General features: G+C 70.1%; 9 protein-coding genes. 5 read left to right on the top strand and 4 right to left on the bottom strand.

What is annotated here, in order from left to right:
• Nucleotides 1-72 precede the first annotated feature (72 nt).
• Nucleotides 73-1,851, top strand: a complete 1,779-nt coding sequence (gene thiC / locus DWB77_RS19145; RefSeq protein WP_120722399.1) for a phosphomethylpyrimidine synthase ThiC — start codon at nucleotides 73-75, stop codon at nucleotides 1,849-1,851.
• A gap of 67 nt (nucleotides 1,852-1,918) precedes the next feature.
• Here thiC and DWB77_RS19140 read toward each other — a convergent pair whose 3' ends face one another.
• The 3 genes from DWB77_RS19140 to DWB77_RS19130 all read right to left on the bottom strand — a co-directional run bounded on the left by DWB77_RS19140 (nucleotide 1,919) and on the right by DWB77_RS19130 (nucleotide 5,472).
• Complete coding sequence (locus tag DWB77_RS19140; RefSeq protein ID WP_120722398.1) at nucleotides 1,919-2,764, bottom strand: hypothetical protein; 846 nt, start codon at nucleotides 2,762-2,764, stop codon at nucleotides 1,919-1,921.
• A 172-nt stretch (nucleotides 2,765-2,936) separates the two neighbouring features.
• Complete coding sequence (locus DWB77_RS19135) at nucleotides 2,937-4,100, bottom strand: metallophosphoesterase (protein ID WP_246033884.1); 1,164 nt, start codon at nucleotides 4,098-4,100, stop codon at nucleotides 2,937-2,939.
• A 238-nt stretch (nucleotides 4,101-4,338) separates the two neighbouring features.
• Nucleotides 4,339-5,472, bottom strand: a complete 1,134-nt coding sequence (locus DWB77_RS19130; RefSeq protein ID WP_120722397.1) for a LacI family DNA-binding transcriptional regulator — start codon at nucleotides 5,470-5,472, stop codon at nucleotides 4,339-4,341.
• A 408-nt stretch (nucleotides 5,473-5,880) separates the two neighbouring features.
• On the opposite strand from DWB77_RS19130, the gene hisC reads away from it, so the two are divergent.
• Nucleotides 5,881-6,960 (top strand): histidinol-phosphate transaminase, encoded by a 1,080-nt coding sequence (hisC, locus tag DWB77_RS19125; protein WP_120722396.1) that lies wholly within the window; start codon nucleotides 5,881-5,883, stop codon nucleotides 6,958-6,960.
• 52 nt (nucleotides 6,961-7,012) lie between these two features.
• Here the strand turns inward: hisC and DWB77_RS19120 are convergent, their stop codons facing one another.
• Nucleotides 7,013-7,393 carry a cyclophilin-like fold protein gene (locus DWB77_RS19120; RefSeq protein WP_120722395.1) on the bottom strand — a complete coding sequence of 127 codons (381 nt, stop codon included), beginning with the start codon at nucleotides 7,391-7,393 and terminating at the stop codon, nucleotides 7,013-7,015.
• Nucleotides 7,394-7,611: 218 nt separating this feature from the next.
• Here DWB77_RS19120 and DWB77_RS19115 point away from each other — a divergent pair, with 218 nt between their 5' ends.
• The 3 genes from DWB77_RS19115 to cydD all read left to right on the top strand — a co-directional run bounded on the left by DWB77_RS19115 (nucleotide 7,612) and on the right by cydD (nucleotide 13,747).
• Entirely contained in the window at nucleotides 7,612-9,120 is a 1,509-nt protein-coding gene (locus DWB77_RS19115; protein WP_120722394.1) for a cytochrome ubiquinol oxidase subunit I, read from the top strand.
• Between the two features lie 18 nt (nucleotides 9,121-9,138).
• Nucleotides 9,139-10,140 (top strand): cytochrome d ubiquinol oxidase subunit II, encoded by a 1,002-nt coding sequence (gene cydB, locus DWB77_RS19110; RefSeq protein WP_120722393.1) that lies wholly within the window; start codon nucleotides 9,139-9,141, stop codon nucleotides 10,138-10,140.
• 91 nt (nucleotides 10,141-10,231) lie between these two features.
• Nucleotides 10,232-13,747: a thiol reductant ABC exporter subunit CydD gene (cydD, locus tag DWB77_RS19105; RefSeq protein ID WP_120722392.1), complete on the top strand. Its 3,516-nt coding sequence runs from the start codon at nucleotides 10,232-10,234 to the stop codon at nucleotides 13,745-13,747.
• Nucleotide 13,748: the final 1 nt, after the last annotated feature.

Genomic DNA, 13,748 nt, shown 5'->3' with positions numbered 1-13,748 from the left:
GAACCGTACGGAAGAGGCTGCGCCGACCGCCGAACCTGTTACCGGGTAATGCCGGCGTAGGGAGTAGGTCTCATGACCGTTCAGGACGCACGCACGCCTGCCTCCAGCACTGAGGAGAGCGGGAAGTCCATCGGCTGGCACAAGGGGTACATCGAGGGTTCGCGCCCCGACCTCAAGGTGCCGGTCCGCCAGGTGCACCTCACCAACGGCAAGGCCGTGACGCTGTACGACACGTCCGGCCCGTACACCGACCCGGGCGTCGAGACCGACGTCCGTCGCGGGCTCGCCCCGCTCCGGGAGAACTGGATCATCGGGCGCGGAGACACCGAGGAGTACGCGGGCCGCCCGGCCCGCCCCGAGGACGACGGGATCAAGCACACCTCGCCGCGCGGGGGCCTGAAGAACCTCGACGCGGTCTTCCCGGGCCGCCCGCGCCAGCCCCGCCGCGGTCGCGGCGGCCGGGCCGTCACCCAGCTCGCGTACGCGCGCCGCGGCGAGATCACCCCGGAGATGGAGTACGTCGCGATCCGCGAGAACGTCTCCCCCGAGGTCGTCCGCGAGGAGATCGCGGCGGGCCGCGCCGTGCTGCCCGCCAACATCAACCACCCCGAGATCGAGCCGATGATCATCGGCAAGCGATTCCTGGTGAAAGCCAACGCCAACATCGGGAACTCCGCGGTCACCTCCTCCATTGAGGAGGAGGTCGACAAGATGACCTGGGCCACCCAGTGGGGCGCCGACACGGTCATGGACCTCTCCACGGGCCGCAACATCCACACCACCCGTGAGTGGGTGCTGCGCAACTCCCCCGTCCCCATCGGCACGGTGCCGCTGTACCAGGCGCTGGAGAAGGTGGACGGCCGGGCCGAGGAACTGACCTGGGACATCTACAAGGACACCGTCATCGAGCAGGCCGAGCAGGGCGTCGACTACATGACGGTCCACGCCGGCGTGCTGCTGCGCTATGTGCCGCTGACCGCCCGCCGCAAGACCGGCATCGTCTCGCGCGGCGGCTCGATCATGGCGGCCTGGTGCCTGGCGCACCACAAGGAATCGTTCCTGTACGAGAACTTCGAGGAGCTCTGCGAGATCCTCGCGTCGTACGACGTGACGTACTCGCTCGGCGACGGGCTGCGCCCCGGCTCCATCGCGGACGCCAACGACGAGGCGCAGTTCGCTGAGCTCCGCACGCTCGGGGAACTCAACACGATCGCCAAGCGTCACAACGTACAGACGATGATCGAGGGCCCGGGACACGTCCCGATGCACAAGATCAAGGAGAACATCGACCTCCAGCAGGAGATCTGCGAAGAGGCCCCGTTCTACACCCTGGGGCCGCTGACCACCGATGTGGCGCCCGCCTACGACCACATCACCTCCGGCATCGGTGCGGCGATGATCGCCTGGTGGGGCACCGCGATGCTCTGCTACGTCACGCCCAAGGAGCACCTCGGCCTGCCCAACCGTGACGACGTGAAGACCGGCGTCATCACATACAAGATCGCCGCCCATGCGGCGGACCTGGCCAAGGGGCACCCGGGCGCGCAGGAGTGGGACGACGCGCTCTCGGACGCCCGGTTCGAGTTCCGCTGGGAGGACCAGTTCAACCTGGCCCTCGACCCGGACACCGCCCGGGAGTTCCACGACGAGACGCTGCCCGCGGAGCCGGCCAAGACCGCGCACTTCTGCTCGATGTGCGGTCCGAAGTTCTGCTCGATGAAGATCTCCCAGGACATCCGGCGCGAGCACGGGGGCGACCTGAAGACCGACGAGATCGAGGCCGGAATGGCGGAGAAGTCACGGGAGTTCGCGGATGCGGGCAACCGGGTCTATCTGCCGATCGCCGACTGAGGCGATGTGCTGCGGGCGCTGCCCCGGGAGTTGATGGCTCCCGGGAGCGGCGCCCGGCCGGGCGGGCTCAGTCCGGCTGGTGCTCGGGGCCGCCGAAGTCGGGGCTGGTGAAGTCCGGGCTGGTGAAGCTGGGGTGGTTTGCGGGGGAGCCGCCCTGGTCGGGGCTGTCGAAGCCCGGGCGGTCGTAGCCGAGGGCGGGGATGCGGCCCATCGGACGGCGCGGCGCCGGGGCGCCCGGGTCGATGCTCGGGTCGGCCAGCGCGTCGCGCAGGAAGGGGTAGATGCCCCGCTCCAGCAGGGCGTGGCGCCAGGCCTCGCGGGCCCGGGCGAGCTCCTGGGTGCGCTCGTCCGGGGCGTCCGCCTCGTCGGCCTCGTCGACGGCCACCACCTGTGTCGCGCCGTTGCGCACCGCCGTGATCAGCAGTCCGACGGCGGCGGCGAGGATCGCGGCGGCGGTCAGCGCACCGAAGAACCAGCCGGCGGTCAGCATGGTGTCGGCGAAGGCGGGCTGCGGCTTGAGCATCTTCAGGATGTAGCCGACCAGCAGGAATATCACGGCGGCGGTGCCCGCGAGCACCGGCGCTAGAACGGCGACGACGGCGCCCGCGCCCGCACCGGCCGGTTCGAGAACCGTGCCGCCGCCGGAGGCGAGGCCAAAGTCGTGGGCGCCGGCGGTGGCGTGCGCGCGGAGCTCCTCGCGTGTCGTGACGTAGTGCTCGTACTCGGCGGCCGCCCGTTCGGTCACGAACGAGCCGGCGGCGAGCACCATGGTGCGCAGCTGCACGGCGTTGAGGCGCTCGCCGATGCCGGACAGCTCGGGCCGTTCATGCGCGGTGCGCAGTGCCTCCTCGACGATCCGCTCGAACTCCGGGCGGTCCTCGTTGAGCAGGTGCGGAGCGCTGTTCATGTGCATCCCCCGATGCTCCGTAGGGCCTGAAAGCCCGCCTGACGAACGGGCAGTTGGCGGAAACGGAGGAGAGCCTGCTACGGATAACCCGATGGTAGAGCCGCTACGGCACGGGGTGACAGGGTGTTTCCGGAAATGGCATACCCGGCGCTGTGCGGAAGCCTTTCCCGGTCACCCCTCAGCCATGCAGCGGGAGTTGCTGGACCAGCAGCTTTCCGGCCATGGTCACACCGCCGTCCATGGCGATGGCGAGACCGTCGGCGTACACGTGCGGACCCTCGACCACCGGCCGTGCGTCCTCCTCGCCGTCCTCGGTGCCGACCTCGCCCAACAGGTACGGAATGGGGCTGTGGCCGTGCACCACCCGGCCGCCGCCGTATGTGGAGAGCAGCTCGCGGGCGGCCTGCGGGCCCGCTTCGTCGCGGAAGGCGAAGCGTCTGGTGAACTTGCGGAACAGGTCCCAGCACTCGTCGGCGTCGTTGCGGTTGAGGATGGCGTGGACGGTGTCGTTGACCGCCTCGATGGAGTCGCCGTACTCCAGATAGGCGGTCGTGTCCGAGTGCATGAGCAGGTGGTCGTCCTCCTGCTCGATCGCGTCGAGCCGCGACATCCACTGAAGGTGTACGTCCTGGAGCCGGTCCATGTCGGCCTTCTGGCCGCCGTTGAGCAGCCAGGCGGCCTGGAAGGTGGCGGTGCCCGCACCGGAGTTCACCGGGGTGTCGGCGAACCGCTTGGCGCCGAGCAGCAGCAGCTCGTGGTTGCCCATGAGGGCCTTGCAGTAGCCTCCGGCGGCCGCGGCCTCGGCGGAGAGCCGCATAACCAGGTCGATGACGCCGATGCCGTCCGGGCCCCGGTCGGTGAAGTCGCCGAGGAACCACAGCCGGGCGGTGCCGGCGGCCCAGTTCCCGGATTCGTCGATGAGGCCCTGCTCGCGCAGGGCGGCCAGGAGTTCGTCGAGGTAGCCGTGGACGTCACCGACCACGTACAGCGGGCCGGGGCCGTCGGGCGCTGCGGAGGCGACGGGTTCGACCGTGGGCAGCCTGACCGTGTCACCGCGCTGTATCACGGGGAGGTCCCGTGCGGTCGGCGTGTAGCCCTCCGGGGGCTCATCATCCGAATAGGTGGTCGTGCCGGGCGCCGGAGCGGACGCGCCGGGCGCCTCCGGGTGCGCGGAGGGCGGTTCCTGACGGAACAGCGGCACCGCCGGTCCCGGTGGTGCGCTCGGTTCCTCCGGCGGTGGGACGGGGGTCTGTTGCGCATACGGCGGCACCCGGAAGTCACGCAACGTCGCCGTCCGCACGGGTCCCTGACCGGCCCCCTGAGTCATCGACCCCTCCACCACCGTCGCGCCGCCGTACACCGTGGGAGCCGCCAGGTCGGGCGGAGATCCGTGGTGTCGTGCGCCCATCATAGGAATGCGCCTCATGCTGTGTGACGCACCAGGGGTGGTCAATCCGGGTGCGAGCGACGTTCGTGGGTGGTTATGTCCCCAATGTGGTGGTCCAGTCCAAGCCGGACTCTGTTGTTCCGACAGACCTGGGTCGAGCGCCGGGCGGTCGGGGAGGCCGCCCGGCGGGAGTTCACTCCTTGTTGGGGCCCGGCTGGTTGCCCTTGGCCGGTGAGCGCGGTGGGCTGACCGTGGTGCGCGGAGGCCTTCGCTGGGACGAGGTCCGCACGATCAGTTCGGTCGGTATCACCTGCTCGATCGGCTGGCCGTTGTCGATCCCTTCGATCGCGTCGATGAGCAACTGGACGACGGCCGTGCCGATGCGCCTTGGTTTGAGCGAGAGCGTGGTGATGGGCGGTTCGGTGGTGGCGTACACGGTGGACTCGCTACAGCACACGAGGAGCAGGTCCTCGGGCACGCGCAGTCCGTAGCGCCGGGCGGCCGCGAGCAGATCGGTGCCGTTGGGGTCGAAGAGGCCGTACACGGCGTCGGGCCGGTCCGGGCGGGCGAGCAGCCGGTCGGCTGCGACGGCGCCCGCGCAGGGGTCGTGGGCCGGGTAGGACTCGTACACCGGGTCCTGGCCGACCCGTTCGCACCAGGTCAGATAGGCCTCGGTGGACAGACGGGTGTAGGTGTCGGTGGTGGTTCCGGTGAGCAGGCCGATCCGGCGGGCGCCGGCCGCGGCGAGGTGGTCGAGCAGGTCGAGTACGGCGGCCTCGTGGTCGTTGTCCACCCAGGCCGTGACGGGCAGGCTGCCCGCCGGGCGGCCGTCGGAGACGACCGGGAGACCTTGGCGTACGAGTTCGGTGACCACGGGGTCCTGGTCGGAGGGGTCGATGACGACGGTGCCGTCGAGGGCGACGTTCGACCAGACGTCCGCCGGGCTGCGGCGTGAGGTGGCGGGCAGGATGACGAGGGCGTAGCCGCGGGCCAGCGCGGCGGAGGTCGCGGCTCTGGCCATTTCCGCGAAGTACGCGAATTCGGTGAAGGTGAAAGGTTCATCCCCGTAGGTCGTCACGGTCAGGCCGATGAGGCCGGACTTGCCGGTACGGAGCGTGCGGGCCGCTGCGGATGGGCGGTAGCCCAGCCGGTCTGCGACCTCGCGGACGTGGCGGCGGGTGGCGTCGGGGAGCCGGCCCTTGCCGTTGAGCGCGTCTGAGACGGTCGTGATGGAGACACCGGCGGCGGCGGCCACGTCCCGAATGCCCGCCCGCCCCAGCCGGCGACCGGTCGACCGGCTCACCTGGTGCTTCCCTGCTGCTGTCATGGCGAGCCGATAGTAGGGCGATGACGGGCGGTTGGCCCGGGTGCATATGCACGCGTTGACAGGCACGTTTCTGCATGGTCGAAACACAGCAATTGCCTTGCTATGCAAGGGAGTTGGGCGATGCGGCGTTACGGTGGCGCTTGTCGACCCGTGGGCTGCTGCCAACTGTCCGATGTTTCGAAGAGGTCTCAACTCACCTTCACGGGTGATGCGCGCCACGGCGCGAGCCACCGGCGCGCGCCAGGTACGGGAACGCTCCCCCCTTCTCGCGCGCCCGCCGAGAACCGGTCTCCGTCGGCTATTCGCAGGGGAGCCGAATCCTCATAAGGTGAGGAGCATTGGATGTGTACGGAGCTGTCCGCGACGGCGTGCCCAGTTTCTGTACGGAACGGTCGAGGAGGACCTGCGGTGAGCGAGACGAGCCCCAAGCTGCGCCCCGAGCTGGACGGCATCCCCACCTACAAGCCCGGCAAGCCGGCGGCCTCCGACGGGCCCGTCGCCTTCAAGCTGTCCTCGAACGAGAACCCCTACCCGCCGCTCCCCGGCGTGATGGAGAGCGCGGTCGCGGCCGCGGGGAACTTCAACCGGTACCCGGACATGGCCTGCACGGGCCTGATGAACGAGCTGGCCGAAAGGTTCGGGGTGCCCCTCGGCCACCTGGCCACCGGCACCGGCTCGGTGGGGGTGGCCCAGTCGCTCGTCCAGTCCACCTCCGGGCCCGGCGACGAGGTCATGTACGCCTGGCGGTCCTTCGAGGCGTACCCGATCATCACCCAGATCAGTGGAGCCACCTCCGTCCGGGTGCCGCTGACCCCGGGCGATGTGCACGACCTCGACGCGATGGCGGACGCGATCACCGACCGGACCCGGCTGATCTTCGTCTGCAACCCGAACAACCCGACCGGCACCGTGGTGCGCCGGGCCGAGCTGGAACGGTTCCTCGACCGGGTGCCCTCGGACGTCCTGGTGGTGCTGGACGAGGCGTACCGGGAGTTCATCCGGGACACCGAGGTGCCGGACGGCATCCAGATCTACCGGGACCGCCCGAACGTGGCCGTCCTGCGTACCTTCTCCAAGGCGTACGGGCTGGCCGGGCTGCGGGTCGGTTTCGCGGTGGCCCACGAGCCGGTCGCGGCGGCGCTGCGCAAGACGGCCGTGCCGTTCGGCGTCAGTCAGCTGGCCCAGGACGCGGCGGTCGCCTCCCTGCGCGCCGAGGACGAACTGATGGGCCGCGTCGGCGCGTTGGTGGGTGAGCGGGAGCGGGTCTACGAGGGCCTGGTGCAGCAGGGCTGGACGGTGCCCGAGACGCAGGCGAACTTCGTCTGGCTGCGGCTCGGGGAGCGCACGGTCGACTTCGCCGCGGCGTGCGAGGCGGCGGGTGTCGTGGTGCGACCGTTCGCGGGCGAGGGCGTGCGCGTCACGATCGGCGAGGGGGAGGCCAACGACCTGTTCCTCAAGGTCGCGGAGGGCTTCCGCAAGCAGGCCTGACCCTGAGGAAGGGGCGCCGGGGGCGTCGGCCCGCCCGGCGCTCGGGGCGTTCTCAGAGGGCGTCCACCCGGATCGGGTCGCCGGCGCGGACCGTGGCGAGCCTGCGGGGGTCGCCGTCGATGCGGCCGAGGACGTTGCACGGGCTCGCGAGCCGGCATTCGTCGCCGCGCGAGATCGGCGTGGGACCGAAGGGCAGCGCGAGCGCGTCGCCGTCGGTCCAGAACGCCACCGTGCCCGGCTCCACCACCTGGCGCGCGTCCGCCTCCCGGGCAGGCGAGACGGGGGTGTCGAAGTAGACCTCCTCGCCCCAGGTGTGGGCGGTCGAGGTGAGGGGGAGCGCCCCTGCGAGCGCCGTGCTGGTGGGGGTCGGGTCGAGGGTCGCCGTGACACTGCCCGCGGGCCATGAGATGCGTATGCGCAGCTGGTTCTCCATGGCGCCGAATTCAACAAGATGTTGAAAGCCTTGGGAAGAGGGTGTCCACGTTCACACCCGTTTCCGGGGGACCCCCCTGCCGGAGTCGACAGCACGTACGACATAATGCTTGTGAATGTGAACGCGTTCACAAGCGTGTCCTGCTTCCTCCCGTCATCGGGGGGATTAAAGGGGCAAGCCTGCGGCTGTGACCACGGCGAAGTAAGGAGAGTGCCGACGTGGACCTGGCTCTGGCGCCGGAGACCCTGGCGCGATGGCAGTTCGGCATCACCACCGTCTACCACTTCCTCTTCGTTCCCCTGACGATCTCGCTCGCCGCGCTCGTCGCCGGCCTGGAGACCGCCTGGGTGCGAACCGGCAAGGACAAGTACCTCAAGGCGACCAAGTTCTGGGGCAAGCTCTTCCTGATCAACATCGCGATGGGTGTGGTCACGGGCATCGTCCAGGAATTCCAGTTCGGCATGAACTGGTCGGACTACTCGCGGTTCGTCGGCGACATCTTCGGTGCCCCGCTCGCCTTCGAAGCGCTCATCGCCTTCTTCTTCGAGTCCACCTTCGTCGGACTGTGGATCTTCGGCTGGGACAAGCTGCCGAAGAAGATCCACTGCGCCTGCATCTGGATGGTCTCCCTCGGCACGATCCTGTCGTCCTACTTCATCCTGGCGGCCAACTCCTGGATGCAGCACCCGGTCGGCTACCGGCTCAACAAGGCCACCGGGCGCGCCGAACTCACCGACTTCTGGCGGGTGTTGACCCAGGACACCACCCTGGTCGTCGTCTTCCACACGCTGACCGCCGCCTTCCTCACCGGTGGCGCGTTCATGGTCGGCGTCGCCGCCATCCATCTGCGCCGCAAGAAGCACATCCCGGTGATGCGCACCTCGCTGCGGCTCGGCCTGGTCACCCTGGTGATCGGCGGCCTGCTCACCGCCGTGAGCGGTGACTCGCTCGGCAAGGTCATGTTCAAGCAGCAGCCGATGAAGATGGCCGCCGCCGAGGCCCTGTGGGACGGTGAGAAGCCCGCACCGTTCTCGATCTTCGCCGTCGGTGACGTGGCCAAGGGGCACAACGACGTCGAGATCTCGGTGCCGGGAGTCCTGTCCTTCCTCGCCGACAACAACTTCTCCTCGTACGTCCCCGGCATCAACGACGTGAACAAGGCCGAGCAGCAGAAGTTCGGGCCCGGCGACTACCGGCCCAACATTCCGGTCGCCTTCTGGGGCTTCCGCTGGATGATCGGCTTCGGCATGACGTCCTTCGCCATCGGACTGGTCGGGCTGTGGCTCACCCGGAAGAAGTTCATGCTGGCGCCGGGGATGCGGACCGGTGAGGACGAGGTGCCGAACCTGGTGCTCTTCAAGAGCACGGCCCTCGGCACGCGCCTGACCAAGTGGTACTGGTTCTTCGCGGTCTGGACGCTCGGCTTCCCGCTCATCGCCAATTCCTGGGGCTGGATCTTCACCGAGATGGGCCGCCAGCCCTGGGTCGTCTACGGCGTACTGCGCACCCAGGACGCGGTCTCCCCCAGCGTCTCGCAGGGCGAGGTCCTCACCTCGATGATCGTCTTCACCCTGCTGTACGCCGTGCTCGCGGTGGTCGAGGTCAAGCTCCTCGTCAAGTACGTCAAGGCCGGACCGCCCGAGCTCAGCGAGGCCGACCTCAATCCGCCCACCAAGATCGGCGGGGACGACCGCGACCCCGACCGGCCGATGGCCTTCTCGTACTGAGGCTGAGGAGATCGAGGCATGGAACTCCACGACGTCTGGTTCGTACTCATCGCCGTCCTGTGGATCGGCTACTTCTTCCTGGAGGGATTCGACTTCGGGATCGGCATCCTGACGAAGCTGCTGGCCAGGGACCGCCCCGAGAAGCGCGTCCTGATCAACACCATCGGTCCCGTCTGGGACGGCAACGAGGTGTGGCTGCTCACGGCCGGCGGCGCGACCTTCGCCGCCTTCCCCGAGTGGTACGCCACGCTCTTCTCCGGCTTCTATCTGCCGCTGCTGGTCATCCTGGTCTGTCTGATCGTCCGGGGTGTCGCATTCGAGTACCGGGCGAAGCGGCCCGAGGAGAAGTGGCAGCGCAACTGGGAGCAGGCCATCTTCTGGACCTCGCTCATCCCGGCGTTCCTGTGGGGCGTGGCCTTCGCCAACATCGTGCGCGGGGTGAAGATCGACGCGCACAAGGAATATGTGGGCACCTTCTGGGATCTGCTCAACCCGTTCTCGATCCTGGGCGGCCTGGTCACGCTCGCCCTGTTCACCTTCCACGGCGCGGTGTTCGCCTCGCTCAAGACGCTTGGCGACATCCGTGAGCGGGCCAGGGTGCTGGCGCTGAAGCTGGGTCTGGTGACGGCTGTGCTCGCGCTCGGCTTCCTCGTCTGGACCCAGGCCTCGCGCGGAGACACCAAGAGCCTGGTCGCGATGGCCGTCGCCGTACTCGCGCTCGTCGGAGCGATCGCGGCCATCAAGGCCGGGCGCGAGGGCTGGTCGTTCGCGCTCTCGGGCATCACGATCGCGGCCGCCGTGGCGATGCTCTTCCTGACGCTCTTCCCGAACGTCATGCCGTCCTCGCTGAACGGCGCCTGGAACCTCACGGTCTCCAACGCCTCGTCCAGCCCGTACACCCTGAAGATCATGACGTGGTGTGCGGGGCTCGCGACCCCGCTGGTGCTGGTCTACCAGGGCTGGACCTACTGGGTCTTCCGCAAGCGGATCGGCACCAAGAACATCGCCGACGCGCACTGACCCCTGAGGTCTCCACGGTTCGACGGGGTGTGTTTCACGTGAAACACACCCCCCGGGCCCGCTTTGATCCTTCCGTTGGGGGATGTTTCACGTGAAACCGATCGACGCACGACTGCTGCGATACGCTCGCGCCACCCGCTTCTTCCTGGCCGCGGTGGTGGCTCTCGGCCTGGTCGGGGCGGGACTGATCATCGCCCAGGCGATGCTCATCGCCGACGTCGTGGTGGGGGCCTTCAAGGACGGCCATGACGCGGCCGGGCTGAGGACGCCGCTTCTGCTTCTCGCGGCGGTCGCGGTCGGGCGGGGCCTGGTCTCCTGGCTGACGGAGCTGGCCGCCAACAAGGCCAGCGCGGCGGTCAAGTCGGAACTGAGGGGCCGGCTCCTGGAGCGGGCGGCCGGGCTGGGCCCGCAGTGGCTCAGCAGTCAGCGCACCGGGTCCCTGGTCGCGCTCGCCACCCGTGGGGTCGACGCCCTCGACGACTACTTCGCGCGCTATCTGCCGCAGTTGGGCCTCGCCGTCGTCGTGCCGGTGGCGGTGCTCGCTCGGATCGTCACCGAAGACTGGGTCTCCGCGGCGACCATCGTGGTGACCCTGCCGCTCATCCCGTTGTTCATGGCGCTGATCGGCTGGGCCACCCAGTCGCAGATGGATCGCCAGTGGCGGCTGCTGTCCCGCCTCTCGGGGCACTTCCTCGACGTGGTCGCCGGGCTGCCCACCCTCAAGGTGTTCGGGCGGGCCAAGGCCCAGGCCGAGTCGATCAAGGCGATCACCTCGGACTACCGCCGGGTGACCCTGAAGACCTTGCGGATCGCCTTCATCTCCTCCTTCGCCCTCGAACTGCTCGCGACGATCTCGGTGGCGCTGGTCGCGGTCGGCGTCGGCATGCGCCTGGTCCACGGCGACCTCGATCTGTACACCGGCCTGGTGATCCTGGTCCTGGCCCCCGAGGCCTATCTGCCCCTGCGCCAGGTCGGCGCGCAGTACCACGCCGCGGCTGAGGGGCTGTCGGCCGCCGAGGAGATCTTCGAGGTCCTCCAGACACCGCTGCCCCAGGGCGGCACGGGATCTGTGCCCGCCGGGCCGGTCCGTCTGGAGCTCGACCGCGTGACCGTACGGCACCCCGGACGCACGGAACCCTCCCTGGCCGACGCCTCCCTGGTGGTCGAGCCGGGCGAGACGGTGGCCCTGACCGGCCCGAGCGGAGTCGGGAAGTCGACGCTCCTCCATGCGCTGCTCGGCTTTGTGACGCCGCAGGACGGCGGCCGGGTCCTGGTGTCCGGAGCGGACCTCGCGACGCTGTCCCTGACGCAGTGGCGCGAGCGGATCGCCTGGGTGCCGCAGCGGCCGCACCTCTTCGCGGGGACCATCGCCCAGAACGTCCGTCCCGCCCGGCCGGACGCGGACGACGCGGCCGTGCTCGACGCGCTGCGCGACGCGGGCGCCCATGACTTCGTCGCCGCGCTGCCGAACGGGATGGACACCGCTCTGGGCGAGGACGGCGCCGGGCTCTCGGCCGGCCAGCGCCAGCGTCTCGCCCTCGCCCGTGCCTTCCTGGCCGACCGGCCGGTGCTGCTGCTAGACGAACCGACGGCCGCGCTGGACGGCGAGACGGAGGCGGGGATCGTCGACGCGGTCCGCAGGCTCGCGGTGGGCCGTACCGTCCTGCTGGTCGTGCACCGTCCCGCGCTGCTCGCGGTCGCGGACCGCGTGGTGGAGTTGCGCCCCGCCGATGCGCACCCCCGCACCCCGGCCCCGGGTCTGGCCGCCGTGACCCCAACTCTCGGCAATAGGGCGCCTGTTGAGGTCTCCGTCGAGGTGGCGAGCACGACGGGATCTGTGGTCGGGCGGAACCCGCTCGCCCGGGTTCGCGCCGCCGCCCGCGGCCTGCGCGGCCGCATCGCGCTCGCGCTGCTGCTCGGCGCGTTGGCGCTCGGCTCGGCCGTCGGCCTCATGGCCACCTCGGGCTGGCTCATCTCGCGGGCCTCGCAGCAGCCGCCCGTGCTCTATCTGATGGTGGCCGTCACCGCGACCCGGGCCTTCGGGATCGGCCGCGCGGTGTTCCGCTACGCCGAGCGACTCGTCTCCCACGACGCCGTACTGCGCATGCTCGCCGAACTGCGGGTCGCGGTCTACCGGCGACTGGAGCGGATCGCGCCCGCGGGGCTGCGCGAGACGCGGCGGGGCGATCTGCTGTCCCGCCTGGTCGCCGATGTGGACGAACTCCAGGACTACTGGCTGCGCTGGGTCCTGCCCGCCGGGGTCGCCTTCGTGGTGTCCGTGCTGAGTGCGGGGTTCACGGCATGGCTGCTGCCCGAGGCCGGGGCCGTACTCGCCGTGGGGCTCCTCGTCGCCGGCGTCCTCGTTCCGTTCCTCAGCGGCTCCCTGGCGCAGCGGGCCGAACGTCAACTGGCCCCGGCCCGGGGAGTGCTCGCCACCCGGGTGGCCGATCTGCTCACCGGCACCGGCGAGCTCACGGTGGCGGGAGCCCTCGGCCGCCGTGTCCGCGAGGTGCGGGACGCCGATACGGCACTGACCCGGATCGCCTCGCGGGGCGCCGCCGCCACCGCGCTCGGCGGCGGGCTCTCCGCGCTGGCCTGCGGGCTCACGGTGGCCGCCGCCGCGCTCGTGGGAGTACGCGCCGTGGCGGACGGCCGCCTCGACGGGGTGCTGCTCGCGGTGGTCGTGCTGGTGCCGCTCGCCGCCTTCGAGGCGGTGACCGGGCTGCCGCTCGCGGTGCGGGCCCGCCGGCGGGTGCGGCACAGCGCCGAGCGCGTCCACGAGGTTCTGGACGCGCCGGTTCCCGTACAAGAACCCGAAGCACCCCTCGCACCTCCCGCCGGCCCGTTCCCGCTGGAACTGCGCGGGCTCCACGCCCGGCATGCGGGGCAGGAGCGCGACGCCCTGCACGACTTCGGGCTGCGACTCACCCCGGGAAGGCGGGTCGCCGTCGTCGGCGCCTCCGGCTCCGGCAAGACCACCCTCGCCCAGGTCCTGCTCCGCTTCCTGGACGCCCGGACCGGCACCTACGAGATCGGCGGGAGTGATGCGAGCCGGCTCAGCGGAGACGACGTACGCCGCCTCGTCGGGCTGTGCGCCCAGGACGCGCACCTCTTCGACAGCTCCGTACGGGAGAACCTGCGGCTGGCCCGTACCGACGCCACCGACGACGAACTGCGCTCCGCTCTGGGCCGGGCCCGGTTGCTCGACTGGGTCGACGGGCTGCCCGAAGGCCTCGACACCCTGGTGGGCGAACACGGCGCCCGGCTCTCCGGCGGTCAGCGTCAGCGTCTCGCACTGGCCCGGGCCCTGCTCGCCGACTTCCCGGTGCTGGTCCTGGACGAGCCCGCCGAACACCTGGACCTGGCGACCGCCGACGCGCTCACCACCGACCTGCTGGCAGCCACCGAAGGCCGCACCACCGTGCTGATCACACACCGGCTGCGCGGCCTGGAAGCAGTCGACGAAGTGATCGTGCTTGCCGAGGGGCGGACCGTGCAGCGGGGCGCCTACGAGGAGCTCGCCACGGTCGACGGACCCCTGCGGGGCATGGTGGAACGGGAGCGCGAGACCGAGGCGCGACAGTACCCGACTTTCCTCGCCAAATAGG

The organism is Streptomyces hundungensis (assembly GCF_003627815.1).
GTDB lineage: Bacteria > Actinomycetota > Actinomycetes > Streptomycetales > Streptomycetaceae > Streptomyces > Streptomyces hundungensis_A.
Note: the sequence above shows the minus strand (reverse complement) of the source record. Positions and strands in the feature narration are given on the sequence as shown.

Excerpts from the sequence above, each read along its gene's own strand:
- thiC (WP_120722399.1), top strand. The coding sequence starts at position 73 with ATGACCGTTCAGGACGCACGCACGCCTGCCTCCAGCACTGAGGAGAGC.
- DWB77_RS19140 (WP_120722398.1), bottom strand. The coding sequence starts at position 2,764 with ATGCACATGAACAGCGCTCCGCACCTGCTCAACGAGGACCGCCCGGAG.
- cydB (WP_120722393.1), top strand. The coding sequence starts at position 9,139 with ATGGAACTCCACGACGTCTGGTTCGTACTCATCGCCGTCCTGTGGATC.
- DWB77_RS19130 (WP_120722397.1), bottom strand. The coding sequence starts at position 5,472 with ATGACAGCAGCAGGGAAGCACCAGGTGAGCCGGTCGACCGGTCGCCGG.
- DWB77_RS19120 (WP_120722395.1), bottom strand. The coding sequence starts at position 7,393 with ATGGAGAACCAGCTGCGCATACGCATCTCATGGCCCGCGGGCAGTGTC.